This is a genomic window from Streptomyces sp. NPDC020299, assembly GCF_044387825.1.
Classification (GTDB): Bacteria; Actinomycetota; Actinomycetes; order Streptomycetales; family Streptomycetaceae; genus Streptomyces.
The window spans coordinates 149,166-173,788 of the sequence record NZ_JBIRWL010000004.1 but is presented as its reverse complement, the minus strand read 5'-3'; the positions used below and the strand labels follow the sequence as shown (position 1 = coordinate 173,788).

Here is a 24,623-nt window from a genome sequence, read left to right as displayed (position 1 = left end):
CGCGTTCCGGCCACGTTCTGTATCAGCCATTGATACGCGCGGACAACGCCCGACGCCGGTCTGAGAGAATTGAGGACGTGATCTCCCGAATCGATCTGCGCGGCGACGCCCTCCCCGAGGGACCCGCTCTGCGCGACCTGCTGCCCCGAGCCGACTTCGACGTATCGGCCGCCCTCGAGAAGGTGCGTCCGATCTGCGAAGCCGTGCATCATCGGGGCGACGCGGCGCTGATCGACTTCGCCGAGAAGTTCGACGGGGTCCGGCTGGAATCCGTACGGGTCCCGGCGCAGGCGCTCGCCGACGCGCTGGAACGGCTCGACCCGGCCGTGCGCGCCGCCCTGGAGGAGTCCATCCGCCGGGCCCGCCTCGTGCACCGCGAACAGCGCCGTACGTCCCACACGACCCAGGTCGTGCCCGGTGGCGCGGTGACCGAAAAGTGGGTCCCGGTCGAGCGGGTCGGGCTGTACGCGCCCGGCGGCCGGTCCGTCTACCCCTCGTCCGTGGTCATGAACGTCGTGCCCGCCCAGGAGGCCGGCGTCGAGTCGATCGCGCTCGCCTCCCCGGCCCAGGCCGATTTCGGCGGCCTGCCGCACCCCACGATCCTCGCCGCGTGCGCCCTGCTCGGCGTCGACGAGGTGTACGCGGCCGGTGGTGCCACGGCCGTCGCGATGTTCGCGCACGGCACCGAGTCCTGCCCGCCCGCCAACATGGTCACCGGCCCCGGCAACATCTGGGTCGCCGCCGCCAAGCGCTACTTCACCGGCAAGATCGGCATCGACGCCGAGGCGGGCCCGACCGAGATCGCGATCCTCGCGGACTCCACCGCCGACCCGGTGCACGTCGCCGCCGACCTGATCAGCCAGGCCGAGCACGACCCGCTCGCGGCGGCCGTGCTGGTCACCGACTCCACCGAACTGGCCGACGCGGTGGAGAGGGAACTCGAACCGCAGGTCGCGGCGACCAAGCACATCGACGACCGGATCGTCCCCGCGCTCAAGGGCAGGCAGTCCGCGATCGTGCTGGTCGACGGCGTGGACGAGGGCCTGAGGGTGGTCGACGCCTACGGTGCCGAGCACCTGGAGATCCAGACGGCCGACGCCGCCGCCGTCGCCGACCGGGTGAAGAACGCGGGCGCGGTCTTCATCGGCCCCTGGGCGCCGGTCTCCCTGGGCGACTACGCGGCCGGCTCCAACCACGTGCTGCCCACCGGCGGCTGCGCCTGCCACTCCTCCGGCCTGTCCGTGCAGTCGTTCCTGCGCGGCATCCACATCGTCGACTACACGAAGGACGCGCTGGCCGAGGTCGCGCACCACGTGGTGACGCTGGCGGAGGCGGAGGACCTGCCCGCGCACGGCGCGGCGGTGAAGGCAAGGTTCGGCTGGAAGGTACCGACGAGCAAGTGAACATCCGAATCGACGATCTCCCCGTACGCGACGAGCTGCGCGGCAAGTCCCCCTACGGCGCGCCCCAGCTGGACGTCCCCGTACGGCTGAACACGAACGAGAACCCCTACCCGCTGCCCGAGCCGCTGGTCGAGCGGATCACCGAGCGGGTGCGCGAGGCCGCCCGGAACCTCAACCGCTACCCGGACCGGGACGCGGTCGAGCTGCGCACCCAGCTCGCGAAGTACCTGACCGACACATGCGGCCACGAGGTGGGCCCCGCCAATGTCTGGGCGGCCAACGGCTCCAACGAGGTCATCCAGCAGCTGCTGCAGACCTTCGGCGGGCCCGGCCGTACGGCGATCGGCTTCGAGCCGTCGTACTCGATGCACGCGCTCATCGCGCGCGGCACGGGCACCGGCTGGATCTCCGGGCCCCGCAACGAGGACTTCACCGTCGACCTGCCGGCCGCCGAGCGGGCCATCGCCGAGCACCGGCCCGACGTCGTCTTCGTCACCACCCCCAACAACCCCACCGGCAACGCGGTGCCGCCCGAGACGGTGCTCGCGCTGTACGAGGCCGCACAGGCGGCCAAGCCGTCCATGGTGGTCGTGGACGAGGCGTACATCGAGTTCAGCCACGGCGACTCGCTGCTGCCGCTGCTCGAAGGTCGGCCGAATCTCGTCGTCTCGCGGACCATGTCGAAGGCGTTCGGGGCCGCCGGCCTCCGCCTCGGCTACCTCGCCGCGCACCCGGCCGTCGTGGACGCCGTCCAGCTCGTCCGGCTGCCGTACCACCTGTCGGCCGTCACCCAGGCGACCGCCCTGGCCGCCCTGGAGCACACGGACACGCTGCTGAAGTACGTGGAGCAGTTGAAGGCCGAGCGCGACCGGCTGGTGAGCGAGCTGAGGTCCATCGGCTACGAGGTCACCGAGTCCGACGCCAACTTCGTGCAGTTCGGGCGGTTCGAGAACGCCCACACCACCTGGCAGAAGATCCTCGACCGGGGGGTCCTGGTCCGTGACAACGGCGTACCGGGGTGGCTGCGGGTCACCGCCGGCACCCCGGCCGAGAACGACGCGTTCCTCGACGCGGTCCGTGACGTGAAGAAGGAGAGCAGCGCATGACTCGCGAGGCGCGCGTCGGAAGAATCGAGCGCACGACGAAGGAGACCTCGGTCCTCGTCGAGATAGACCTCGACGGCACCGGGAAGACCGACATCGCCACCGGCGTCGGCTTCTACGACCACATGCTCGACCAGCTCGGCCGGCACGGTCTGTTCGACCTGACCGTGAAGACCGACGGCGACCTGCACATCGACTCCCACCACACCATCGAGGACACCGCCCTCGCACTGGGCGCCGCCTTCAAGCAGGCCCTCGGCGACAAGGTGGGCATCTACCGCTTCGGCAACTGCACGGTCCCGCTGGACGAGTCCCTCGCCCAGGTCACCGTCGACCTCTCCGGCCGCCCCTACCTGGTGCACACCGAGCCCGAGAAGATGGCGCCGATGATCGGCGAGTACGACACCACGATGACCCGGCACATCCTGGAGTCCTTCGTCGCCCAGGCCCAGATCGCACTGCACGTGCACGTGCCCTACGGGCGCAACGCGCACCACATCGTGGAGTGCCAGTTCAAGGCGCTGGCCCGGGCGCTGCGCTACGCCAGCGAGCGGGACCCGCGCGCGGCCGGCATCCTTCCGTCCACGAAGGGTGCGCTGTAAACCCATGAACAGTCTGTCCACCGTCCTGATCGTCGTGGGCCTCTTCCTGGTCGGCGGCATCTACTCGTTCGTCAAGCAGCAGATGCCGAAGAGCCTGATCGTGCTGCTCTCGATCGCCGCGGCGATGTGCCTGGTCGCGGGCGTCATGCGGCTGGAGGTGTGGAACTGATGAGCGCGCCGAAGAAGGTCGTGGTCTTCGACTACGGCTTCGGCAACGTCCGCTCCGCCGAGCGTGCCCTGGCGCGCACGGGAGCCGAGGTCGAGATCACCCGCGACTTCGACAAGGCGATGAACGCCGACGGCCTGCTCGTGCCGGGCGTCGGTGCCTTCGCCGCCTGCATGAAGGGCCTGCGGGAGGCCCGCGGCGACTGGATCGTCGACCGCCGGCTGTCCGGCGGGCGGCCGGTGATGGGCATCTGCGTCGGCATGCAGATCCTGTTCGCGCGCGGCATCGAGCACGGCGTCGAGACCGAGGGCCTCGACGAGTGGCCGGGCTCGGTCGAGCCACTCCAGGCCGACGTCGTGCCCCACATGGGCTGGAACACCGTCGAGGCCCCGGCCGGCTCCGAACTGTTCGCGGGCCTGGACGCGGACGCGCGCTTCTACTTCGTGCACTCCTACGCCGTCCACGACTGGAGCCTTCAGACCCACAACCCGGCGCTGCGCCCGCCCAGGGTCACCTGGGCCACGCACGGCAAGCCCTTCGTGGCCGCGGTCGAGAACGGCGCCCTGTGGGCCACCCAGTTCCACCCCGAGAAGTCCGGCGACGCCGGAGCCCAGCTCCTCACCAACTGGATCGGAACCCTGTAGCGACATGGCCAAGCTCGAACTCCTCCCCGCCGTCGACGTCCGCGACGGCCAGGCCGTCCGCCTCGTGCACGGCGAGTCCGGCACGGAGACCTCCTACGGCTCCCCCCTGGAGGCCGCCCTGGCCTGGCAGCGGTCCGGCGCCGAGTGGCTGCATCTGGTCGACCTCGACGCCGCGTTCGGCACCGGCGACAACCGGGAGCTGATCGCCGAGGTCGCGAAGGCCATGGACATCAAGGTGGAGCTGTCCGGCGGCATCCGCGACGACGCCTCCCTGGCCGCCGCCCTCGCCACCGGCTGCACCCGCGTGAACCTCGGCACCGCCGCGCTGGAGACCCCCGAGTGGGTCGCCAAGGTCATCGCCGAGCACGGCGACAAGATCGCGGTCGGCCTCGACGTACGCGGCACCACGCTCCGGGGCCGCGGCTGGACCCGCGACGGCGGTGACCTCTACGAGACGCTGGAGCGCCTCAACAAGGAGGGCTGCGCGCGGTACGTCGTCACCGACATCGCCAAGGACGGCACGCTCCAGGGCCCCAACCTGGAACTGCTGAAGAACGTGTGCGCCGCGACCGACCGACCGGTCGTGGCCTCCGGTGGCGTGTCCTCGCTCGACGACCTGCGGGCCATCGCCGGCCTGGTACCCCTCGGTGTCGAGGGCGCCATCGTCGGGAAGGCGCTGTACGCGAAGGCGTTCACCCTTGAAGAGGCCTTGGAGGCGGTAGCCCAGTGAGCGATGTACGACGTGTCACGACCGGCGCGCCCTGGGAGGAGAGCTTCGGCTACTCCCGGGCGGTGGAGCTGCCGAACGGCCTGGTGCTGGTCTCCGGTTGCACCTCGATAGTGGACGGCGAGATCGCCGGAGGCGGACCGTACGAGCAGACGGTCAACGCCTTCAACGTCGCGCTCGCGGCGCTGGGCCAGCTGGGCCTCGGCCGCGACGACGTCGTGCGGACGCGCATGTACCTCACCCATGCCCGGGACGTGGACGACGTCGGACGCGCTCACAAGGAGCTGTTCGACTCCGTCCGGCCCGCCGCATCCATGATCATCGTCTCCGGCCTCGTCGACCCCAGCCTGGTCGTCGAGGTCGAGGTGGAGGCGTTCCGAGGAGTGTCCGGAGCATGACCCTTGCCGTCCGAGTGATCCCCTGCCTGGACGTGGACAACGGCCGGGTCGTCAAGGGCGTCAACTTCCAGAACCTCCGTGACGCGGGCGACCCGGTCGAGATGGCCAAGGTGTACGACGCCGAGGGCGCCGACGAGCTGACGTTCCTGGACATCACCGCCTCGTCGGGCAACCGCGAGACGACGTACGACGTGGTGCGCCGCACCGCCGAGCAGGTGTTCATCCCGCTGACCGTCGGCGGTGGCGTCCGCACGGCCGAGGACGTGGACAGGCTGCTGCGGGCGGGCGCCGACAAGGTGGGCGTGAACACCGCGGCGATCGCCCGTCCCGACCTGATCCGCGAGATCGCCGAGCGCTTCGGCCGGCAGGTGCTGGTGCTGTCGGTGGACGCGCGCCGCACCCCTGGAGGCACCTTCGAGGTCACGACCCACGGGGGCCGCAAGGGGACCGGTACAGACGCCGTCGAGTGGGCGCACCGGGCCGCCGAGCTCGGCGCCGGCGAGATCCTGCTGAACTCGATGGACGCGGACGGCACCAAGGACGGCTACGACCTGGAGATGATCACCGCCGTACGCAAGCACGTCACGGTCCCCGTCATCGCCTCGGGCGGCGCGGGCAAGCTCGCGGACTTCGGCCCGGCCGTGGCCGCCGGCGCGGACGCCGTGCTCGCGGCCTCCGTCTTCCACTTCGGCGACCTGCGGATCGGCGAGGTGAAGGAGGCGCTGCGGGGGGCCGGGCACCCCGTGCGGTGACCTGACACCGAGCAAGATGCGAAAGATAAGTTGCGCAAAATCTGTTGCGCAACTTTTCTTTCGTATCTAGCCTGAGGGTATGGCGAGCAAAGAGAACCGGCGGATCACCGACGTCGGCACGCTGAAGGCCCTCGCGCACCCGCTGCGGGCCGACCTGTACCGGCTGCTGTGCGTCGAGCGGGTCGCGACGGCCTCGCAGCTCGCCGAGCATGTGGACGAGGCCGTCTCCCTGGTCAGCTACCACCTGCGCAAGCTCGCCGAGCACGGGCTGATCGAGGAGGCGGAACCGCAGACCGGGGACGCGCGGGAGCGTTGGTGGCAGCCCGCGTCGGACGGGGTGAGCATCCGCGACGAGGACTTCCGGGGCGAACCGGCCAAGGCCGCGGCCCACCTGGCGGCCACCCGCCTCTTCCACGACCAGCGTGCCGACCGCTACCGCCGCTACCTGGACGAACGCCCCACCTGGAACCCCGAGTGGAACGCCGCGTCCATGGACAACGAGTCCCTGATGCGGCTGACGCCGACGGAACTCGCCGCGTTCAAGCAGGAGTTGCTGTCGCTCCTGCGCAAGTACGACGAGCAGGGCCTGGCCGCCGAGGCCGCAGGCGAGACCGAGGGGCGCGAACACGTCGCCCTCTACATGTACGGCTTCCCCTTCCGCGTCTGAGAGAGGCCACCACCGTGACCCCCGCGACCGCGATACCCGTCGAGAAGCACGTCCCGGACCGTCCCGCCCACCGTGACCCCAACGTCCTGCGCTGGCTCGGGGCGTACACCTCCTCCATGGTCGGCGACAGCGTCTACTACATCGCCCTGTCCTGGGCCGCCGTGCAGACCGGAAGCCCCTCGCAGGCCGGCCTCGTGATGTCGGTGAGCGCGCTGCCGAGGGCCGTGCTGATGCTGGGCGGGGGCGTGATCGCCGACCGGCTGGGACCGCGCCGGGTCGTCATCGGCAGCGACGCGGTGCGCTGCGCCGCCGTCCTCGCGGTGGCCGCCCTGCTGTTCCTCACCAGTCCCGGCCTGTGGCCGCTGGCCCTGCTGGCCTTCGTCTTCGGCACCGTCGACGCCGTGTTCGTGCCCGCCGTGGGCGCCCTGCCCGCGCGGCTCACGGGCAAGGGCCAGCTCGCCCGCGTCCTCGGCATGCGTGCCCTCGCGATCCGCTTCGCGAGCGTCGTCGGCGCCCCGCTCGGCGGACTCGGCGTGGCGGCCGGCGGCGCGGCGGCCGCGTTCGGGCTCGCCGGGCTGCTGATCGCCGTGTCGGTGCCGCTGCTGATCACCGTGCGGGTACGGGAGCTGCCCGGCGACGACACCGTCCGCACCGATGCCGCCGGGGGCACCGCCTGGAGCGACCTCGTGGCCGGCCTGCGCTACATCCGCGGCCACCGTGTCCTCGCCCCGCTGCTGATCACCATCGCCCTCGGCGACCTCGGCTTCGTCGGCCCGCTCAACGTCGGCCTCACCCTGCTGGCCGACCGGCGCGGCTGGGGCGCCTCCGGGATGGGCTGGGTGCTCGCCGGGTTCGGCGTCGGCGCGGGCGCCGTCTCGCTGCTGCTGACCGTGCGGGGGCGGCTGCCCCGGGCCGGGCTGGTCGCCGGGTGCGCCGTCCTCGCGGGTTCCGCCGCCGTGGGCGCCCTCGCCTTCGTCCCCAGCCTCGCCGGAGCCGTCGCCGCCGCCCTGGCCGTCGGGCTGCTCACCGGCCTGAGCGGCGTGATGTGCGGCGCCCTGCTCCAGACCCAGTCCGACCCCGCCTACCTGGGCCGGGTCACCGCCGTCTCCAGCCTGGTCAGCCTCGGCCTGACCCCGCTGAGCATGCCGTTCTCCGCCGCCGCCATCGGCGCCTGGGGGCTCGGACCGGTGTACGCCGTCAGCGCCGCCGTGTGCGGCCTCGGCGGGATCGTCGCCCTGTGCGTACCGGACCTGCGGCGCGCCGAACTGCCCCGCTGAAGCTCACCCCTTCGGCTGAGCCAGCTGCACCAGGTTGCCCACGGTGTCGTCCAGCACCGCGGCGATCACCGGACCCTGCTCCTGCGGCTCGTGGGTGAAGCGCACCCCGAGCCCGCGCAGCCGCTCGTACTCCGCCGCGATGTCCTCCACCGAGAACACGATGGCCGGGATCCCCGCCTCGTACAGCGCCCGGCGGTACGGCTCCGCGATGTCGCCCCCGCCCGGCTCCAGCAGCAACTGGAGGTCCGGCTGGGCCCCGCCGGGGGCGCCCACCGTGATGAACAGCGTGCCGCCGCCCAGGTCCAGGCGGGTGCGGGTCTCGAAGCCGAGCACATCCGTGTAGAAGGCGTGGGCCCGCGGCACGTCGTCCACGTACACACCCGTCATCGCGACCTTGATCATGGGAGCCCTCTCAGATGCCGAGCTGCTTCGAGTCGTGCAGCCTGGCGATCGCGTCCTCGTCGCCGTCGACGCCCACCTTGGCGGCACGCTGCCGGCCGAAGGCGAACAGCAGCAGCTCGGACGGCTCGCCGGTGACCGTCACCACCGGCGTGCCCCGGTGGGCGACCGCCGTCTGGCCGTCCGGGCGGCGCAGCACCAGACCCGTCGGCACACCCCGGCCCACCAGACGCGCGGTGCGCTCCAGACGGGACCACAGCGCGTCCTGGAAGACCGGGTCCAGCTCACGCGTGCCCCAGTCGGGCTGGGCGCGGCGGACGTCCTCCGTGTGCACGTAGAACTCGACGACGTTGGCCGCCTCGTCGATCTGCTTGAGCTGGAAGGGTGAGAAACGCGGCGGGCCCGTACGGATCAGCCGGATCAGCTCCTCGTACGGCTTCGCGGCATACTCCGCCATCACCTTCTCCAGGCGCGGCGCGAGCGGCTTGAGCAGGCTGCCGCCGGCCGCGTCGGGGCGGCGCTCGCGCACCACCACGTGCGCGGCCAGGTCCCGGGTCCGCCAGCCCTCGCACAGGGTCGGGGCGTCCGGACCGGTCGTTTCCAAGAGGTCGGCGAGCAGGAGCCGTTCACGCTTGGCGAAGGTCGACATACCGTCAGCCTACGACCGCCCCCCGGGTCCGCACACTGGACATCACCCTGCCGTGTCGGTCCAGCCCGGCACAATGGCACTCATGACCAGTACGACCGGCACGCCCGGGCCCAGCAGCCTCGACCCCGAGATCGCCGCGCGCCTCAAGCGCAGCGCCGACGGACTCCTGCCCGCCATCGCCCAGCAGTACGACACCGGAGAGGTGCTCATGCTCGGCTGGATGGACGACGAGGCGCTGCACCGCACCCTCACCACCGGCCGCTGCACGTACTGGTCCCGCAGCCGCCGGGAGTACTGGGTCAAGGGCGACACCTCCGGCCACTTCCAGTGGGTCAAGTCCGTCGCCCTGGACTGCGACGCCGACACCGTGCTGGTCAAGGTCGACCAGGTCGGCGCCGCCTGCCACACCGGCGAACGCACCTGCTTCGACGCCGACGTGCTGCTCAAGGACGCCGATTCCGGCGCCTTGGCCCCGGATCAGTAAGGTCTGCCGCCATGGACCTCGAGACGTTCCGCAAGCTCGCCTCCGACCGCCGTGTCATCCCGGTCACCCGCAAGCTCCTCGCCGACGGCGACACCCCGGTCGCGCTGTACCGCAAGCTCGCCGCCGAGCGCCCCGGCACCTTCCTGCTGGAGTCGGCGGAGAACGGCCGCTCCTGGTCCAGGTACTCCTTCGTCGGCGTGCGCTCGGCCGCCACGCTGACCGCCCGCGACGGCCAGGCCCACTGGCTGGGCGTCCCGCCGGTCGGCGTTCCCGTCGACGGCGACCCGCTGGCCGCCCTGCGCGCCACCATCGAGGCCCTCCACACCCCCCACCAGGAGGGCCTGCCGCCCTTCACCGGCGGCATGGTCGGTTACCTCGGCTACGACATCGTCCGCCGCCTGGAGAAGATCGGCCCCGGCGAGCGGGACGACCTGAAACTGCCCGAGCTGACCATGCTCCTGACCAGCGACCTCGCGGTCATGGACCACTGGGAGGGCTCCGTCCTGCTGATCGCCAACGCGATCAACCACAACGACCTGGAGACGGGCGTCGACGAGGCCTACGCGGACGCCGTGGCCCGCCTCGACGCGATGGAGGCCGACCTCACCCGCGCGGTCGCCCAGCCGCCCGCCGTGCTGCCGCCCTCCGAACTTCCCGAGTACACCGCCCTGTGGGGCGGCCCCGACTTCCAGCGGGCCGTCGAGGACGTCAAGGAGCGCATCCGCGCGGGCGAGGCCTTCCAGGTCGTACCGTCCCAGCGGTTCGAGACGCCGTGCACGGCGAGCGCGCTGGACGTGTACCGGGTCCTCAGGGCGACGAACCCCTCCCCGTACATGTACCTGTTCCGCTTCGACGGTTTCGATGTCGTCGGCTCGTCCCCCGAGGCCCTGGTCAAGGTCGAGGGCGGGCAGGCCATGGTCCACCCCATCGCCGGCACCCGGCACCGCGGCGCCACCCCGCAGGAGGACCAGGCCCTCGCCGACGAACTGCTCGCCGACCCCAAGGAGCGCGCCGAGCACCTCATGCTCGTCGACCTCGGCCGCAACGACCTCGGCCGGGTCTGCGAGCCCGGCTCCGTCGAGGTCGTCGACTTCATGTCCGTCGAGCGGTACTCGCACGTGATGCACATCGTCTCCACGGTGACCGGACGCGTCGCCCGGGGCCGGACCGCCTTCGACGTGCTGACGGCCTGCTTCCCGGCCGGCACCCTCTCCGGAGCGCCGAAGCCCCGCGCGATGCAGATCATCGACGAGCTCGAACCGTCCCGCCGCGGCCTGTACGGCGGCTGCGTCGGCTATCTCGACTTCGCCGGAGACTCCGACACGGCCATCGCCATCCGGACGGCCCTGCTGCGCGACGGCACCGCCTACGTCCAGGCCGGCGCCGGCATCGTCGCCGACTCCGACCCCGCCGCCGAGGACCAGGAGTGCCGCAACAAGGCGGCGGCGGTGCTGCGGGCGGTGCACACGGCCAACCGGCTGGGCGAGTAGGGCGTTTATCACGTTCCTCACGTGAACCCCGGGTGACGGTTCGCCCGGGGTTCGGGAGATAGTGGAGTACGTGACTGCCGTACCCAACCCCCGTTCCCAGGCGCCCGTATCCGCGCGGTCCGGCCGCCGGAGCCTCGCCGTCGCCCTGCTGTGCGGCGCGCTCGGCGCGGCCGTCGCGCTGCTCGCCACCCGGCAGAGCTGGTCGGAGGGCACCGCGACGGTGGCCGGCGGCGCTTTCCCGCTGACCGCCAAGGGCAGCGACGTCACGGGTGTCCCCGCGGCCCTCGCCATAGTGGGCCTCGCCGCACTCGTCGCCGTCTTCGCCGTCCGCAAGGCCGGCCGTTTCCTGGTCGCGGGGCTGCTCGCCCTCTCCGGCGCCGGTACCGTCGCCGCCGCCCTGATCGGCGCCTCCGACAGCTCCGCGCTCGACGAGAAGGCCGCCGAGACCACCGGCGACACCTCCGCCACGGTCGCCGCGCTCACCCACACCGGCTGGCCCTACGTCGCGGCCGTCGGCGGCGCCCTCCTGCTGCTCGCCGGCCTCCTCGCCCTGCGGTACGGCCGGCTGTGGCCCGCCATGTCCGGCCGCTACGAGCGCGACGGCACGCCCCGCCCGCGCCGCACCCCCAAGGCCGCCGACCCCGAGCGTCCCGAGGAGCTCTGGAAGGCCCTGGACCGGGGTGAGGACCCCACCGGGGCATGACCCCGTCCCGGACACCCTGAGGGATGTGGCGAAACAGACGCCGGTCATCGGGCACCCCCACTCACGGCACGCGCACGCGTACGGGACAATGGACGGCGAGTGTCCGCCCCGGACCCGGGCGGACCCGGAGACGTACGGCACGTACGACACGCACACCAGCAACGAGGAGCAAGCAATGGCGGGCAGCAGCCACGGTCACACCCCGGCCGCCTGGACCGGTGTCACCATCACCTTCATCGGTTTCTGCGTCGCGGGCGCCTTCATGGTGATGGCACAGCCGCTGGGCTTCTGGGCCGGCATGGTGATCGTGGCCCTCGGTGGTGTCGTGGGCCTCATCATGCGCTCGATGGGCCTCGGCCAGCCGAAGCAGACCCACGCGGTGCCGCACACCGCCCCGGCCGCGACCCGCGAGCCGGCCGGCGCCGAGAGCTGAGCACGGCACACCTGCCCGCGTGAGGGGCGGCCGGCACCGCTGAGGCGCCCGGCCGCCCCTCACGCGCGCGTGCGGCCCGTACGGGGCAGAATGCGAGGCGTGAACGCCCACAGCCCCGCCAGGGCCCACAGCCCCGCCAGGGCCCACAGCCCCGGCGCCCACGGGACGCCGCGGCCCACCGCCTGGTGGGGGCGGCTCGCCGTGCCCGCCGGAATCCTCACGGCCGTCGCCGGGGCCTTCGCGTACGTCGGTGCCGTCGACCCCAACCAGCCGGGCCACTACCCGGTGTGCCCCCTGCTGCGCTACACCGGCCTGTACTGCCCCGGCTGCGGCGGCCTGCGCAGCGCGCACGCCTTCGTCCACGGCGACTTCCTCACCGCGCTCCAGGACAACGCGGCGGCCGTGGCCGGCTACCTGGGTTTCGCCGCGCTGTGGTCCGTCTGGGCGGTCCGCGCGGTACGCGGACGCCCGCTGCGGATCGACCCCTCCGCGGCGCAGCTGTGGACCGCCGGGGCGCTGCTGCTGGCCTTCACCGTCGTCCGGAACCTGCCGTTCGGCGGCTGGCTGCACCCTTGACCAGCTAGTGAACGTCCAGGTATTGGGACCGGCGTCAACCGGATGTGAGGCCTGCGCCCTCCTCCGGATACCATCGCAGTGACCATGGCTTTTCAATGGCTTTGCAACCGACTGGAACAACCGTCTGGAAGGGGGCCGCTCGCGTGAGTGTGCTCGACGAGATCATCGACGGAGTCCGTGCCGACCTCGCGGAGCGGCAGGCGCGCGTCAGCCTCGACGAGCTCAAGGAGCGCGCGGCGAAGGCGCCCGCCGCCAAGGACGGCGTGGCCGCGCTGCGCGGCGAGGGCGTCAAGGTCATCTGTGAGGTGAAGCGCTCCAGCCCGTCCAAGGGCGCGCTGGCCGCGATCGCCGACCCGGCCGGGCTCGCCGCGGACTACGAGGCGGGCGGCGCGGCCGTCATCTCGGTCCTCACCGAACAGCGCCGCTTCGGCGGCTCGCTGGCCGACCTGGAGGCCGTCCGGGCCCGCGTGGACATCCCGGTCCTGCGCAAGGACTTCATCGTCACGTCGTACCAGCTGTGGGAGGCCCGGGCGTACGGCGCCGACCTCGCGCTGCTGATCGTCGCCGCCCTCGAGCAGCCGGCCCTGGAGTCGCTGATCGAGCGCGCCGTCTCCATCGGCCTCACCCCGCTCGTCGAGGTGCACGACGAGGACGAGGTCGAGCGCGCGGTGGACGCCGGCGCCAAGGTGATCGGCGTCAACGCGCGCAACCTCAGGACGCTGGAGGTCGACCGCGGCACCTTCGAGCGCGTCGCCCCGGAGATCCCGAACCACATCGTCAAGATCGCCGAGTCCGGCGTCCGCGGCCCGCACGACCTCATCGCCTACGCCAACGCGGGCGCCGACGCGGTCCTGGTCGGCGAATCCCTCGTCACCGGCCGCGACCCCAAGACAGCGGTGGCCGACCTGGTGGCGGCGGGGGAGCACCCCGCACTGCGCCACGGCCGGGGCTGATTTCCCGATAGGCTGAACCCGATGACTCTGACCGTGACCACCGTGGACCCGCACGCCCGCCTGGCGCGCGGCTGCCGCCCGAGGGGCTGCCGAGCCCCCGCCAGGCGTGTCCACGGTCGCCGCGTCCGATACGTCATCGGAGACGAACCCGGACAGGTCAACGGACGGCGATGGCAGCGCCCCGTCAGGGGCGCGGGGAACTGCGCGACAAGCCACTGACGGCTAGCAGCCGACGGACCACCCCGCCCCCACGGCGAATAGTGTCTTTCACACGCACTCACCGTGAGGTATCCGCATGCCCAGCGACTTCTTCATCCCCGACCCAGAGGGTCAAATCCCCAGCCCTGAAGGCTACTTCGGCGCGTTCGGCGGCAAGTTCATCCCCGAGGCCCTCGTCGCGGCAGTCGACGAGGTGGCCGTCGAGTACGACAAGGCCAAACACGACCCCGAGTTCGCCCGCGAGCTCGACGACCTGCTGGTCAACTACACCGGCCGCCCCAGCTCCCTCACCGAGGTGCCGAGGTTCGCCGAACACGCCGGTGGCGCACGGGTCTTCCTGAAGCGGGAAGACCTCAACCACACCGGCTCCCACAAGATCAACAACGTGCTCGGCCAGGCCCTGCTGACCAGGCGCATGGGCAAGACCCGTGTCATCGCGGAGACCGGCGCGGGTCAGCACGGTGTCGCGACGGCGACGGCCTGCGCCCTGTTCGGCCTCGAGTGCACGATCTACATGGGTGAGATCGACACCGAGCGCCAGGCCCTCAACGTGGCCCGCATGCGCATGCTGGGCGCCGAGGTCATCGCGGTGAAGTCCGGCAGCCGCACGCTGAAGGACGCCATCAACGAGGCCTTCCGCGACTGGGTGGCCAACGTCGACCGCACCCACTACCTGTTCGGCACGGTCGCCGGCCCCCACCCGTTCCCGGCCATGGTCCGCGACTTCCACCGCGTGATCGGCGTGGAGGCCCGCCGCCAGCTCCTGGAACGGGCGGGACGCCTCCCGGACGCCGCCGTGGCCTGTGTCGGCGGCGGCTCCAACGCCATCGGCCTCTTCCACGCGTTCATCCCGGACGCCTCGGTCCGCCTGATCGGCTGCGAGCCCGCCGGCCACGGCGTCGAGACCGGCGAGCACGCGGCGACCCTGACCGCGGGCGAGCCCGGCATCCTGCACGGCTCCCGGTCCTACGTCCTCCAGGACGAGGAGGGCCAGATCACCGAGCCGTACTCGATCTCGGCCGGTCTGGACTACCCGGGCATCGGGCCCGAGCACTCCTACCTCAAGGACAGCGGCCGCGGCGAGTACCGCGCGGTCACCGACGACGCGGCGATGCAGGCCCTGCGCCTGCTGTCGCGGACCGAGGGCATCATCCCGGCGATCGAGAGCGCCCACGCGCTGGCCGGCGCCCTGGAGGTCGGCAAGGAGCTGGGCAAGGACGGGCTGATCCTGGTCAACCTGTCCGGTCGCGGCGACAAGGACATGGACACGGCCGCCCGCTACTTCGGCCTGTACGACACCGACGCCGAGGTCGCCGCCAACGCGGCCGACACCGCCGAGATCGAGGGGGACGCCAAGTGAGCGGAAACATCCAGCTGCTGTCCGACACCCTCGCCGCCGCCAAGGCCGAGGGCCGCTCCGCGCTCATCGCCTACCTCCCGGCCGGGTTCCCGACCGTGGACGGCGGCATCGACGCGATCAGGGCGGTGCTCGACGGCGGAGCCGATGTCGTCGAGGTCGGTCTGCCGCACAGCGACCCCGTGCTCGACGGGCCCGTCATCCAGACCGCCGACGACATCGCCCTGCGCGGCGGCGTCAAGATCGCGCACGTCATGCGCACGGTCAAGGAGGCCTACGAGGCCACCGGCAAGCCGATCCTCGTCATGACGTACTGGAACCCCATCGACCGCTACGGCGTCGAGCGCTTCACCGCCGAGCTGGCCGAGGCGGGCGGCGCGGGCTGCATCCTGCCCGACCTGCCCGTGCAGGAGTCGGCGCTGTGGCGGGAGCACGCCGAGAAGCACGGCCTCGCCACGGTCTTCGTGGTGGCGCCGAGCAGCAAGGACGAACGGCTCGGCGAGATCACCGCGGCGGGCAGCGGCTTCGTCTACGCGGCCTCGCTGATGGGCGTCACCGGCACCCGGGCATCGGTCGGCGCGCAGGCGCAGGACCTGGTGGAGCGGACCCGCGCCACCGGAACCGGCCTGCCCGTCTGCGTCGGGCTCGGTGTCTCCGACGCGGCCCAGGCCGCCGAGGTCGCCGGCTTCGCCGACGGCGTGATCGTCGGCTCGGCCTTCGTCAAGCGGATGCTGGACGCGCCCGACCACGCGGCGGGCGTCGAGGCGGTCCGCGCGCTCGCCGGTGAACTGGCGCAGGGCGTGCGCGGCCGGGGCTGACCCATTCGGTCACTCGAACGAGTGGACCTGGCACCGGGGAGGCGCGCTGCGCCTCCCCGGTTCGTTCTGGGGGTGTGAGCGAGAAGAACCGTGAGGGAAAGCGCACCGCCCGGGAGCGGCTGGCGGTCGAGCGCGAGAAGCAGAAGTCCGCGGAGAAGCGACGGCGCGCGCTGATCGTCGGCGCGAGCGTCGTCTGTGTCCTGGGCCTCGCGGCGGTGATCGGGGTGATCGCCGCGAACTCGGGCAAGGAGAAGGGCGCCGCCAAGGCGGGCCCGGTCGTGGCGCCCTCGGGGGCACAGGGCAAGGACAGCCTCGCGATCCCGGTCGGCAAGGACGGCGCCAAGTCGACGCTCACGGTGTGGGAGGACTTCCGCTGCCCGGCCTGCCAGGCCTTCGAGACGGTGTACCGGCCGACGCTCCACGAGCTGACCGACGCGGGCAAGCTCAGAATCGAGTACCACCTGGTCACGCTGATCGACGGCAACCTCGGCGGCAGCGGGTCCCGCCGCGCGGCGGGCGCCGCGGCCTGCGCCCAGGACGCCGGAAAGTTCCGTGACTATCACGACGTGCTCTACCGGAACCAGCCCAAGGAAACCGACGACGCCTTCTCCAGCGACGCCAAGCTGATCGAGCTGGCGGGCAAGGTCCCCGGCCTGGACACGGCCGTGTTCCGCAAGTGCGTCAACGACGGCACGCACACCAGCTGGGTGGACAAGTCCAGCAAGGCCTTCCAGGCGAGCGGCTTCACGGGCACCCCGACCGTGCTGCTGGGCGGCAAGAACATCTACGAGGACCGCACGATGACCCCGGCCAAGCTGAAGCAGATGGTGGAGGAGGCCAACAAGGGCTAGCGGGGTAAGCGTTTCTCACGCCCCCGTTATGGACCCGTAGCCGGGCCGCCTGCCGTGGGCCCGGCCGGGCACGGTAGCGTCGACCCTGCCATGGAACTTGCCTACATTCCCAGCCCGTCGCGCGGGGTGATCCACCTCGGTCCCATCCCGCTGCGCGGCTATGCGTTCTGCATCATCATCGGCGTCTTCATCGCCGTCTGGCTCGGCAACAAGCGCTGGGTCGCACGCGGCGGGCAGGCCGGTACGGTGGCCGACATCGCGGTCTGGGCCGTGCCCTTCGGCCTGGTCGGCGGCCGTCTCTACCACGTGATCACGGACTACGAGCTGTACTTCAGCCAGGGCCGTGACTGGGTGGACGCCTTCAAGGTGTGGCAGGGCGGCCTCGGCATCTGGGGTGCCATCGCGCTCGGCGCGCTGGGCGCCTGGATCGGCTGCCGGCGACGGGGCATCCCGCTGCCCGCGTACGCCGACGCCATCGCGCCGGGCATCGCCCTCGCGCAGGCCATGGGCCGCTGGGGCAACTGGTTCAACCAGGAACTGTACGGTCGCGAGACCCACGTTCCGTGGGCGCTGCACATCACCTCCTCCGAGGGCGGCCGGGTGCCGGGCTACTACCACCCGACGTTCCTGTACGAGTCCCTGTGGTGCATCGGCGTCGCCTTCCTGGTCATCTGGGCCGACCGCCGCTTCACGCTGGGCCACGGCCGGGCGTTCGCGCTGTATGTCGCCGCGTACTGCGTGGGCCGCGGCTGGATCGAGGCCATGCGCGTCGACGACGCCCACCACATCCTGGGGATCCGCCTGAACGTCTGGACCGCGGTGATCGTGTTCCTGCTCGCGGTGGCCTACCTGGTGATCTCGGCGAAGAAGCGGCCGGGACGGGAAGCCGTGGTGGAACCGGGTGTCTCCGACGGTTCGGCCGAGGGCGGCGAGGGCGAGACCGACGCCGAGGGCAAGGCCGCCGCGACGGAGCCGGAGACGCCGGACGCGAAGGACGAGGCAGGCGACGAGGCCAAGGCCGAGAGCGAGGCCAAGACCGAGGCCAAGGACGAGGCCGCGGACGAGGCCAAGGCCGCCACGAAGAAGAGCTGACGTCCGGCCGTACGGCAAGGACGACGGTGAGGGCGCCCGGGATGCCGGGCGCCCTCACCGTGTCTCAGGACCTGTCTCAGGACCTGTCCGCCAGCGACAGCGTCCGCTGGGCCGCCGCCACCACCGCCGCGTCGACGAAGCGGCCGTCCGGCAGTGCCTGTGCGCCCTGGTCGGCCATGGCCGCCTTGACGATCGTCTCGGCCTGCTCCAGCTCCGCCTGGGTGGGGAGGTAGGCCCGCTCGATCACCGGGAGCTGGCGCGGGTGGATCGCGGCCCGGCCGAGGAATCCCAGGGCGCGGCCGTGGGCACAGGAGGCACTCAGGCCCTCCAGGTCACGGATGTCGGGGTGCACCGACTGGGGCGGTGGGGGCAGCCCGGCCGCGCGCGCGGCGACGACCACCCGGGAGCGGCACCAGTCGAGGCCCACGTCGTCCCGTACCCCCAGATCGGCCCGCAGGTCCGACTCGCCCAGGGCGATGCCCCGCAGCGACGGATGGGCGGCGGCGACGGCGTAGGCCCGTTCGATGCCCAGCGCGCTCTCCAGCAGGGCGAACAGGGGCAGCGCGGTGCGCTCGGCCACGCCGACCACGTCCTGCGCGGACGTCACCTTGGGCAGCCGCAGCCCGGCCACGCCGTCGAGCGCGGCCACCGCCCCGACGTCGGCCGCCGCGCAGGGCCCGTCCAGGGCGTTGACCCGGACGTGCACGGGGACCGGCTGGGGGTCGGACAACAGCTCGGCCGTGGCGGCGCGGGCGTACGCCTTGCGATCGGGGGCGACCGCGTCCTCCAGGTCGACCACCACGACGTCCGCACCGGAGGCCAGCGCCTTGGTGACGACATGCGGGCGGTCACCGGGGGCGTACAGCCAGGTCAGCGGGAACGGGCTCACAGGGCGCCCTCCTCGCGCAGGGCACGCAGCTCGTCCGGGGCCAGCCCCAGTTCGGTCAGGACGGCCTCGGTGTCCGCGCCGTGCGGGCGGCCGGCCCAGCGGATCGCGCCGGGCGTGGCGGACAGCCTGAAGAGGACGTTCTGCATGCGCAGCGGGCCGAGCTCCGGGTCGTCGACGGTGGTGACGGTGTCCAGGGCCTGGTACTGCGGGTCGGCCAGCACACCCCGTACGTCCTGGATCTCCGCGATCGCGGCCTCCGCCTTCTCGAACGCGGCCAGGACGTCCGTGCGGGTGCGTCCGGCGATCCAGCGGCCGACCGCCTCGTCCAGCACATCGGCGTGCGCGGCCCGCTCGGCGCCGGTCGCGAACCACGGCTCGTCGATCAGCTCCGGCCTGCCCACCAGCCGCATCACCCGTTCCGCGACCGACTGGGCGGACGTGGACACGGCGACCCAGGAGCCGTCGGCCGTGCGGTAGGTGTTGCGCGGGGCGTTGTTGGCGGACCGGTTGCCGGTGCGTTCCTGGACGTATCCGAGCTGGTCGTACCAGGTGGGCTGGGGACCGAGGACGGTAAGGATCGGTTCGATGATCGCCATGTCGACGACCTGGCCGGCGCCGGTGCGCTCCCGGGCCGCGAGCGCCGTCATGACGGCGTACGCCGTCGCCAGGGCGGCGATGGAGTCGGCGAGGCCGAACGGCGGGAGGGTCGGCGGGGCGTCCGGATCCCCGGTGATCGCCGCGAAGCCGCTCATCGCCTCGGCGAGGGTGCCGAAGCCGGGGCGGTGGGCGTACGGGCCGAACTGGCCGAACGCGGTGACCCGGGTGAGGATCAGCCGCGGGTTGGCTGCGGACAGCTCGTCCCAGCCCAGGTCCCACTTCTCCAGGGTGCCGGGGCGGAAGTTCTCGATCACCACGTCGGCGGTGGCGGCCAGGCGGAGCAGGGTGGCCCGGCCGCCGGGCTTGGACAGGTCCAGGGTGATCGTGCGCTTGTTGCGGCCGAGCAGCTTCCACCACAGTCCGACGCCCTGCTTGGCCGGGCCGTGCCCCCGGGACGGGTCCGGTTTCACCGGATGCTCGACCTTGACGACCTCGGCGCCGAAGTCACCGAGCAGGGTGGCGGCCAGCGGCCCGGCGAAGAGCGTGGCGAGATCGAGGACGCGCAGGCCGCTCAGCGGCTGGCCGGTACTCATGCGGTGTACCGCGCCTCGATCTCCGGGCGGTACGGCATCGACGCCGACGCCCCCTCCCGCTGGACGGAGATCGAGGCCGCCGCGGCCGCCCAGGTCAGCGCCTCCCGCACCGGCCGCTCCTCGGCGAGGGCCACCGCGAGGGCGCCGACGAAGGTGTCGCCCGCGCCGGTGGAGTCCACGGCGGTCACCTGGGGCGCGGGCACCACGAGGGGTTCGGCACCCCGCAGCATGTACAGGCAGCCCGCCGCGCCCAGGGTGATCACGACCTCCGGCACCCGGTCGAGCAGGGCGGTGGCCGCGTCGAGCGGGTCGGTGCGGCCGGTGAGGGTGGCCGCCTCGTACTCGTTGGGCACCAGCAGGTCGATGGCGGCGAGGAGTTCGGGCGGGAGCGGCCGGGCGGGCGCCGGGGTGAGGACCGTACGGACGCCGTGCCGGCGGGCCGCCTCCGCGCCCGCGAGAACGCCGTCGAGCGGGATCTCCAGCTGGAGCAGCAGCGCGTCGGCGGAGGCGATGACGCCCTCGTCGCCCGGGGTGAGGTGGTCGACGGTGCCGTTCGCGCCGGGGATCACGACGATCGCGTTGCCGCCCTCGTCGTCCACGACGATGTGCGCGGTGCCGGAGGGGCCCTCGACCGTGCGCAGGCTGTCGGTGTCCACGCCCGACTGTTCCAGGGTGGAGCGCATGCGGGTACCGAAGGCGTCGTTGCCGACCGCGCCGAGCATCGAGACCGTCGCGCCGGCGCGGGCCGCGGCGATGGCCTGGTTGGCGCCCTTGCCGCCGGGGATCGTACGGAACTCCCGTCCCGTGACGGTCTCCCCGCGCTGCGGAGCCTTCTCGACGTACGCGACCAGGTCCATGTTCGTGCTGCCGAGTACGGCGATGTGGGTCATGGGTGGGTCACCTCCGGGCGGGTGAGCGAGTGGGTGAGGTGGGCGAGGGCGTCGAAGCCGGTGCCGTCGCAGCCGGCGACGGATGTGGCGAGGCGGTTCTTCAGGGGGGCCGTCCAGCGGTGCGGGAGGGCGTCGGGGGAGCCGGCCAGGAGACCGGCGACGCTCCCGGCGGTCGCGCCGTTGGAGTCGGTGTCCCAGCCGCCGGACACCGCCCGGCAGACGGAGCCGGTGAAGTCGCCGTCCGCGTGGGTGAGGGCGGCGGCGATGAGAGCGGTGTTGGGGATGGCGTGGACCCAGTGGTAGGTGGCGGCGTGGGTGGCGTGGAGTTCGTCGACGACCTCGTCGAAATCCTCGTGGGACCGGGCGAGCCGGACGGCGTGGTCGATCGCCCCGGCCAGGCGGGAGCGGGGTGGGACCACCGTGCGGCCCGCGCGCAGACAGGCGTGGATGTCGTGGGTGCCGGTGGCGGCGGTGGCGATGGTGGCGGCGGTGAACATGGCCGCGTAGACGCCGTTGGCGGTGTGGGTGAGGGCGGCGTCGCGATGGGCCTGTCCGGCGGCGGCGGCCGGATCGCCCGGGTTGGTCCAGCCATGGACGTCGGCACGGATCAGGGCGCCGATCCATTCGCGGAAGGGGTTGCGGTGGCGGGCGGTGTGCGGGGGTTCGACGCCGGCGAGGAGGTTGCGCAGAGCGAGGCGTTCGGCGGTGAAGGTGCGGCCGGGCGGGAGTTCGTCCAGCCAGAGCCTCGCCACGTCGGTGGTGGTGAAGCTCCTGCCGTGGCGTCGCAGGAGGACGAGGTTGAGGAGGGGGTAGTTGAGGTCGTCGTCCTCGGGCATGCCGTCGATGTTCTCGGCGAGGGAGGTGGCGGCCGAGCGGCGGTTCCAGGGGTACGTCTCCATCAGGTCCGCGGGGACTCCGCGGGCCGTGAACCAGGTGTTCAGGGGCCAGTTGCTGGTGGCGCGGGCCAGTCGGCGGATGCCCTCCAGGGGGAGCTTCTCCACCGGTTTGCCGAGGAGGCAGCCCACGGCCCGGCCGAGCCAGGCGGCTTCGAGGGCGAGCGGGGTGGGGGCATCGAGGCCCGCGGGCCGGGTGGGCCAGGCGGGGCAGACGGTCTTGATCCTCGTCAGGTCCGTCGGCTCGTCCTCCGCGAACCGGCTGGGAAGGTCGGCCAGTTCGTCCAGCAGGTCCTCCGCCAGCGTCCGCAGATAGCGTGACGCCGGCCGCGCCGACGCCCCCGCCCGGGCCGGCGCCTCCCGGCCGCCCGCCGCCCTCCAGCGCGCCGCGACCGCCGACGGCTCGCGGCCGTCCTGGCGGGCCTGTTGGAGTTCGTGACCGAGCAGGTCCTCCGGCTGCACCCAGGTCAGGCGGAGCATCCGGTGCCCCCGAGCCGAGCGAAGGCCGCCTCGTGGGACCGGCGGCGGCTCACGTCCCGCGCGAACACCTCCCGGGTCACCTCGGCCAGGGCGCGGGCCGGTTCCCACAGGTCCAGGCGGCTGGCCTCGGCCACCGCCTTCGACCAGTCCTCCGGGACCGGGGCGCCGAGTGCGCCGGCGAGGGCGCCCGCCATCGTGGCGATGGAGTCGCAGTCCCGGCCGTAGTTGACCGCACCCAGGACCGCCTGCTGGTAGTCGCCGCCGGAGACGAGCAACATGCCCAGGGCTACGGGGAGTTCCTCGATCGAGTGCACGCGGGAGGGGCGACGGGCGCCGAGGGAGGGGTTGCGGTAGTCGGGGCCCACGGTGTCGTACGGGGCGACCGCCTCCCGGACCGGAGTCAGGGCCGACTCGAAGTCGCCGTGGCGCGACGCCACTTCGCAGACCCGGTCGATCGCCTCCCGCGTGCCGTCCTTCGCCAGGTCCAGGCACGCGGCGACCACCGACTCCGGCGTCGCGTCCGGCGTGGCCGCCGCCGACACCGCCGCCGCGAGGACCCCGGCCGCCTCACGGCCGTACGACGACTGGTGCGCGCCGGCGACGTCCAGCGCCTCGGCGTACGCGCCCGCCGGGTTGGCCGCGTTGACCAGGCCGACGGGGGCCATGTACATCGCCGCGCCGCAGTTGACGATGTTCCCGGCGCCCGCCTCCCGTGGGTCGGCATGGCCGTAGGCCAGCCGGGCCACCAGCCATTTCTCCGCCAGGAAGATCCGTTGCAGCGGGAGTGCCTCGGCCTCCAGCTCGGGGATCCAGCGCGGGGTGGTCATCAGGTCGGGGACCAGGTGGTCGGCGACCGCGTACGCGTCGAGGTGGTCGCGGACCCGGGCGTACACCCGGACCAGGGCGTGGGTCATCAGGGTGTCGTCGGTGACGTGCCCGTCGCCCTTGTGGTACGGCGCGATCGGGCGGGCGGTGCGCCAGGCGTCGCCGTTCCAGGGGCCGACGATGCCGTGGACGCGACCGCCGTGGCGCTCGGCGATCTGGTCGGGGGAGTAGCCCTCGACGGGGCCGCCGAGCGCGTCGCCGACGGCCGCGCCGACCAGTGCCCCGGTGATCCGCTCGTCCAGACCGGGACCGCTGCTTTCTTCTCCTTTGGGCGTCATGCCCCGAATCATCCTCCTGGTCGGTCCGGTTGCGTGGCTTGAAGGAGTCCGGCGAGTTCCACCAGGTCGGTGCCGGTCAGACGGGGCAGGGCGCAGCCGGAGAGGGTGCGGCAGGCGTCCCGCCAGGCCTGCGGGATCGTCTCGCCGCCGCCCAGTGCGCCGGTCAGCGCGCCGGCCAGGGCGGGGGCGGAGTCGGCGACCCGGGACAGACAGGCCGCGGCGGGGACCGCCTCGCCGATCCGGCCGCGGGCCGCGGTGGCCAGGGCCAGGGCGACCGGGACGGTCTCGGCGGCGGCGATGCCGTAGCTGTAGACGTGGTCGACGATCTGGTGCTCCAGGAGCGGGACCAGCCCGAAGGCGGTGTCGGTGTCCTCGACGAGGGCCAGCGCGTGGCGGGCGTTGCGGCCGATCTCCGTCTCCCCGGGCAGCTCGGCGAGCGCCGCCGCCACACAGGCCCCGGCCTCGGCCCCGGCGAGTGCGAGCGCCAGGGCCGCCGCCATCGCCCGGGCACCGTGCACGCCGTCGCCGTCCTGGGTGTAGCGCGCGTCGAACTCGGCGAGGTCGGCCGCGCGGGCGGGGTCGCCGGGGTGGGCCACGGCGAGTACGCAGGCCCGTACGCAGGCCGCGTCGTCGAAGTAGTGCGGGTTGTCGTGGCCGGTGGCGGGCGGACGCAGGCCGGCGGCGAGGTTGCCGAGCCCGGCACGCACCGAGATCCGGGCGCGCAGCGGCAGCACCGCAGACTCGACCTCGGGGGCGCGTTCGGCTGCCGCCGCGACCTCCGAGGCGACCGCGGTCCAGGTCAGGTCGATGGCGGCACGCATCCGGCGGTCCCGGCTCAGATCACCGAGCGCGCTGTCGTCCCCGGCACGCAACACCGCCTCCGCCGCGAACGCCGCCCACTCGGCGTCGTCGGACGGGCCGAGCCGCAGCGGCTCCGGCGGCTGGTTGAGCGCGATCGGCACGGGCAGCGTGGTCGTCGCGTTGTGCTCGGCGAAGGTGTCCAGCTCCCGCGTGAGCCGCCGCGTCCACTCAGGCATCCGCACCGCCCGATGCCGCGCGGCAGGCCACCCGGCGGCGTCCCCGGCGGCGAGCCCGAGGAGCAGTCCTTCGACGCGGCGGGTCATGGCCGTGCCTCGCTGTGCAGGTCACGGGTGCGGGTGGCGGGCTCGTGGGTGAGCCGGCAGGGATGCCCGGGCCTTTGCACGGCGGGCCGGCCGGCGGTGGCTGCGGCGGCCGGCCCGGGGGGCAGTCCTTCGATGCGGCGGGTCATGGCCGCGCCCGGTCGTGGAGGTTGCCGGTCCGGCAGGTCATGGCTGTACCTCGCTGTCCAGGTCACGGGTGCGGGTGGCGGGCTC

29 protein-coding genes are annotated in these 24,623 nt (G+C 72.8%); 21 read left to right on the top strand and 8 right to left on the bottom strand.

Annotated elements, in window-relative coordinates:
- Window positions 1-77 precede the first annotated feature (77 nt).
- The 10 genes from hisD (at window position 78) to ACH45E_RS12120 (ending at window position 7,739) form a co-directional block, all read left to right on the top strand.
- A complete protein-coding gene (hisD, locus tag ACH45E_RS12165; RefSeq protein ID WP_361437328.1) occupies window positions 78-1,403 on the top strand; it encodes a histidinol dehydrogenase in 1,326 nt (441 codons plus the stop codon).
- A complete protein-coding gene (locus tag ACH45E_RS12160) occupies window positions 1,400-2,509 on the top strand; it encodes a histidinol-phosphate transaminase (protein ID WP_361437326.1) in 1,110 nt (369 codons plus the stop codon). Before hisD ends, ACH45E_RS12160 begins: the two co-directional genes overlap by 4 nt.
- Complete coding sequence (gene hisB, locus ACH45E_RS12155; protein WP_361437324.1) at window positions 2,506-3,108, top strand: imidazoleglycerol-phosphate dehydratase HisB; 603 nt, start codon at window positions 2,506-2,508, stop codon at window positions 3,106-3,108. The genes ACH45E_RS12160 and hisB overlap by 4 nt, the downstream gene beginning before the upstream one ends.
- Window positions 3,109-3,112: 4 nt before the next feature.
- Window positions 3,113-3,277, top strand: a complete 165-nt coding sequence (locus tag ACH45E_RS12150) for a hypothetical protein (RefSeq protein WP_361437322.1) — start codon at window positions 3,113-3,115, stop codon at window positions 3,275-3,277.
- Window positions 3,277-3,918, top strand: coding sequence for an imidazole glycerol phosphate synthase subunit HisH (hisH, locus tag ACH45E_RS12145; RefSeq protein WP_361437320.1), 642 nt, complete (start codon window positions 3,277-3,279; stop codon window positions 3,916-3,918). The genes ACH45E_RS12150 and hisH overlap by 1 nt, the downstream gene beginning before the upstream one ends.
- Before the next feature lie 4 nt (window positions 3,919-3,922).
- Entirely contained in the window at window positions 3,923-4,648 is a 726-nt protein-coding gene (gene priA / locus ACH45E_RS12140; protein WP_361437318.1) for a bifunctional 1-(5-phosphoribosyl)-5-((5-phosphoribosylamino)methylideneamino)imidazole-4-carboxamide isomerase/phosphoribosylanthranilate isomerase PriA, read from the top strand.
- Entirely contained in the window at window positions 4,645-5,043 is a 399-nt protein-coding gene (locus ACH45E_RS12135; RefSeq protein ID WP_361437316.1) for a RidA family protein, read from the top strand. The genes priA and ACH45E_RS12135 overlap by 4 nt, the downstream gene beginning before the upstream one ends.
- Window positions 5,040-5,795 carry an imidazole glycerol phosphate synthase subunit HisF gene (gene hisF / locus ACH45E_RS12130; RefSeq protein ID WP_361437314.1) on the top strand — a complete coding sequence of 252 codons (756 nt, stop codon included), beginning with the start codon at window positions 5,040-5,042 and terminating at the stop codon, window positions 5,793-5,795. Before ACH45E_RS12135 ends, hisF begins: the two co-directional genes overlap by 4 nt.
- A gap of 79 nt (window positions 5,796-5,874) precedes the next feature.
- Complete coding sequence (locus ACH45E_RS12125) at window positions 5,875-6,462, top strand: helix-turn-helix domain-containing protein (protein ID WP_361437312.1); 588 nt, start codon at window positions 5,875-5,877, stop codon at window positions 6,460-6,462.
- Between the two features lie 14 nt (window positions 6,463-6,476).
- Entirely contained in the window at window positions 6,477-7,739 is a 1,263-nt protein-coding gene (locus ACH45E_RS12120; protein ID WP_361437310.1) for an MFS transporter, read from the top strand.
- A 3-nt stretch (window positions 7,740-7,742) separates the two neighbouring features.
- Here the strand turns inward: ACH45E_RS12120 and ACH45E_RS12115 are convergent, their stop codons facing one another.
- Window positions 7,743-8,141, bottom strand: a complete 399-nt coding sequence (locus ACH45E_RS12115; protein ID WP_361437308.1) for a VOC family protein — start codon at window positions 8,139-8,141, stop codon at window positions 7,743-7,745.
- 10 nt (window positions 8,142-8,151) lie between these two features.
- Entirely contained in the window at window positions 8,152-8,787 is a 636-nt protein-coding gene (locus tag ACH45E_RS12110; RefSeq protein ID WP_361437306.1) for a TIGR03085 family metal-binding protein, read from the bottom strand.
- 82 nt (window positions 8,788-8,869) lie between these two features.
- On the opposite strand from ACH45E_RS12110, the gene hisI reads away from it, so the two are divergent.
- From hisI to lgt, 11 genes are all read left to right on the top strand, one after another.
- Window positions 8,870-9,271: a phosphoribosyl-AMP cyclohydrolase gene (hisI, locus tag ACH45E_RS12105; RefSeq protein ID WP_361437304.1), complete on the top strand. Its 402-nt coding sequence runs from the start codon at window positions 8,870-8,872 to the stop codon at window positions 9,269-9,271.
- Between the two features lie 11 nt (window positions 9,272-9,282).
- Window positions 9,283-10,761, top strand: a complete 1,479-nt coding sequence (locus ACH45E_RS12100; RefSeq protein WP_361437302.1) for an anthranilate synthase component I — start codon at window positions 9,283-9,285, stop codon at window positions 10,759-10,761.
- Between the two features lie 61 nt (window positions 10,762-10,822).
- Window positions 10,823-11,464, top strand: a complete 642-nt coding sequence (locus ACH45E_RS12095; RefSeq protein ID WP_361437300.1) for a TIGR02234 family membrane protein — start codon at window positions 10,823-10,825, stop codon at window positions 11,462-11,464.
- 175 nt (window positions 11,465-11,639) lie between these two features.
- A complete protein-coding gene (locus ACH45E_RS12090; protein WP_361438202.1) occupies window positions 11,640-11,897 on the top strand; it encodes an HGxxPAAW family protein in 258 nt (85 codons plus the stop codon).
- Window positions 11,898-11,987: 90 nt separating this feature from the next.
- On the top strand, window positions 11,988-12,473 hold the full coding sequence (locus ACH45E_RS12085; protein WP_361437298.1) for a DUF2752 domain-containing protein: 486 nt from the start codon (window positions 11,988-11,990) through the stop codon (window positions 12,471-12,473).
- A gap of 143 nt (window positions 12,474-12,616) precedes the next feature.
- Entirely contained in the window at window positions 12,617-13,426 is an 810-nt protein-coding gene (gene trpC, locus ACH45E_RS12080; protein ID WP_361437296.1) for an indole-3-glycerol phosphate synthase TrpC, read from the top strand.
- A 21-nt stretch (window positions 13,427-13,447) separates the two neighbouring features.
- A complete protein-coding gene (gene trpM, locus ACH45E_RS12075) occupies window positions 13,448-13,645 on the top strand; it encodes a tryptophan biosynthesis modulator TrpM (protein WP_399040537.1) in 198 nt (65 codons plus the stop codon).
- A gap of 76 nt (window positions 13,646-13,721) precedes the next feature.
- Window positions 13,722-15,005: a tryptophan synthase subunit beta gene (gene trpB, locus ACH45E_RS12070; RefSeq protein ID WP_361437294.1), complete on the top strand. Its 1,284-nt coding sequence runs from the start codon at window positions 13,722-13,724 to the stop codon at window positions 15,003-15,005.
- A complete protein-coding gene (trpA, locus tag ACH45E_RS12065; RefSeq protein ID WP_361437292.1) occupies window positions 15,002-15,820 on the top strand; it encodes a tryptophan synthase subunit alpha in 819 nt (272 codons plus the stop codon). The genes trpB and trpA overlap by 4 nt, the downstream gene beginning before the upstream one ends.
- Window positions 15,821-15,894: 74 nt before the next feature.
- Window positions 15,895-16,671 (top strand): thioredoxin domain-containing protein, encoded by a 777-nt coding sequence (locus ACH45E_RS12060; RefSeq protein WP_361437290.1) that lies wholly within the window; start codon window positions 15,895-15,897, stop codon window positions 16,669-16,671.
- A gap of 90 nt (window positions 16,672-16,761) precedes the next feature.
- Window positions 16,762-17,763, top strand: a complete 1,002-nt coding sequence (lgt, locus tag ACH45E_RS12055; RefSeq protein WP_361437288.1) for a prolipoprotein diacylglyceryl transferase — start codon at window positions 16,762-16,764, stop codon at window positions 17,761-17,763.
- 76 nt (window positions 17,764-17,839) lie between these two features.
- On the opposite strand, the gene ACH45E_RS12050 is transcribed toward lgt, so the two are convergent.
- Genes ACH45E_RS12050 through ACH45E_RS12025 form a run of 6 tightly spaced genes read right to left on the bottom strand, consistent with a single transcriptional unit; the run spans window position 17,840 to window position 24,392 of the window.
- Entirely contained in the window at window positions 17,840-18,652 is an 813-nt protein-coding gene (locus tag ACH45E_RS12050) for a CoA ester lyase (RefSeq protein ID WP_361437286.1), read from the bottom strand.
- Window positions 18,649-19,842, bottom strand: a complete 1,194-nt coding sequence (locus ACH45E_RS12045; protein ID WP_361437284.1) for a CoA transferase — start codon at window positions 19,840-19,842, stop codon at window positions 18,649-18,651. Before ACH45E_RS12045 ends, ACH45E_RS12050 begins: the two co-directional genes overlap by 4 nt.
- A complete protein-coding gene (gene rbsK, locus ACH45E_RS12040; RefSeq protein ID WP_361437282.1) occupies window positions 19,839-20,732 on the bottom strand; it encodes a ribokinase in 894 nt (297 codons plus the stop codon). Before rbsK ends, ACH45E_RS12045 begins: the two co-directional genes overlap by 4 nt.
- The gene (locus ACH45E_RS12035) at window positions 20,729-22,105 is read right to left on the bottom strand and encodes an ADP-ribosylglycohydrolase family protein (protein WP_361437280.1); all 1,377 of its coding nucleotides are present in this window, start codon (window positions 22,103-22,105) and stop codon (window positions 20,729-20,731) included. Before ACH45E_RS12035 ends, rbsK begins: the two co-directional genes overlap by 4 nt.
- Complete coding sequence (locus ACH45E_RS12030) at window positions 22,093-23,268, bottom strand: ADP-ribosylglycohydrolase family protein (protein ID WP_361437278.1); 1,176 nt, start codon at window positions 23,266-23,268, stop codon at window positions 22,093-22,095. The genes ACH45E_RS12035 and ACH45E_RS12030 overlap by 13 nt, the downstream gene beginning before the upstream one ends.
- A gap of 8 nt (window positions 23,269-23,276) precedes the next feature.
- Window positions 23,277-24,392, bottom strand: a complete 1,116-nt coding sequence (locus tag ACH45E_RS12025; RefSeq protein WP_361437276.1) for an ADP-ribosylglycohydrolase family protein — start codon at window positions 24,390-24,392, stop codon at window positions 23,277-23,279.
- Between the last annotated feature and the right edge of the window lie 231 nt (window positions 24,393-24,623).

Bases quoted from the DNA above. Each gene is read 5' to 3' on its own strand.
- rbsK (WP_361437282.1), bottom strand. From the start codon at position 20,732: ATGACCCACATCGCCGTACTCGGCAGCACGAACATGGACCTGGTCGCG.
- hisI (WP_361437304.1), top strand. From the start codon at position 8,870: ATGACCAGTACGACCGGCACGCCCGGGCCCAGCAGCCTCGACCCCGAG.
- ACH45E_RS12125 (WP_361437312.1), top strand. From the start codon at position 5,875: ATGGCGAGCAAAGAGAACCGGCGGATCACCGACGTCGGCACGCTGAAG.
- trpB (WP_361437294.1), top strand. From the start codon at position 13,722: ATGCCCAGCGACTTCTTCATCCCCGACCCAGAGGGTCAAATCCCCAGC.
- hisF (WP_361437314.1), top strand. From the start codon at position 5,040: ATGACCCTTGCCGTCCGAGTGATCCCCTGCCTGGACGTGGACAACGGC.
- priA (WP_361437318.1), top strand. From the start codon at position 3,923: ATGGCCAAGCTCGAACTCCTCCCCGCCGTCGACGTCCGCGACGGCCAG.
- ACH45E_RS12100 (WP_361437302.1), top strand. From the start codon at position 9,283: ATGGACCTCGAGACGTTCCGCAAGCTCGCCTCCGACCGCCGTGTCATC.
- lgt (WP_361437288.1), top strand. From the start codon at position 16,762: ATGGAACTTGCCTACATTCCCAGCCCGTCGCGCGGGGTGATCCACCTC.
- ACH45E_RS12150 (WP_361437322.1), top strand. From the start codon at position 3,113: ATGAACAGTCTGTCCACCGTCCTGATCGTCGTGGGCCTCTTCCTGGTC.
- hisH (WP_361437320.1), top strand. From the start codon at position 3,277: ATGAGCGCGCCGAAGAAGGTCGTGGTCTTCGACTACGGCTTCGGCAAC.
- ACH45E_RS12025 (WP_361437276.1), bottom strand. From the start codon at position 24,392: ATGACCCGCCGCGTCGAAGGACTGCTCCTCGGGCTCGCCGCCGGGGAC.
- trpM (WP_399040537.1), top strand. From the start codon at position 13,448: ATGACTCTGACCGTGACCACCGTGGACCCGCACGCCCGCCTGGCGCGC.
- ACH45E_RS12045 (WP_361437284.1), bottom strand. From the start codon at position 19,842: ATGAGTACCGGCCAGCCGCTGAGCGGCCTGCGCGTCCTCGATCTCGCC.
- hisB (WP_361437324.1), top strand. From the start codon at position 2,506: ATGACTCGCGAGGCGCGCGTCGGAAGAATCGAGCGCACGACGAAGGAG.
- ACH45E_RS12115 (WP_361437308.1), bottom strand. From the start codon at position 8,141: ATGATCAAGGTCGCGATGACGGGTGTGTACGTGGACGACGTGCCGCGG.
- ACH45E_RS12085 (WP_361437298.1), top strand. From the start codon at position 11,988: ATGCGAGGCGTGAACGCCCACAGCCCCGCCAGGGCCCACAGCCCCGCC.
- ACH45E_RS12035 (WP_361437280.1), bottom strand. From the start codon at position 22,105: ATGCTCCGCCTGACCTGGGTGCAGCCGGAGGACCTGCTCGGTCACGAA.
- ACH45E_RS12030 (WP_361437278.1), bottom strand. From the start codon at position 23,268: ATGACGCCCAAAGGAGAAGAAAGCAGCGGTCCCGGTCTGGACGAGCGG.
- ACH45E_RS12110 (WP_361437306.1), bottom strand. From the start codon at position 8,787: ATGTCGACCTTCGCCAAGCGTGAACGGCTCCTGCTCGCCGACCTCTTG.
- ACH45E_RS12090 (WP_361438202.1), top strand. From the start codon at position 11,640: ATGGCGGGCAGCAGCCACGGTCACACCCCGGCCGCCTGGACCGGTGTC.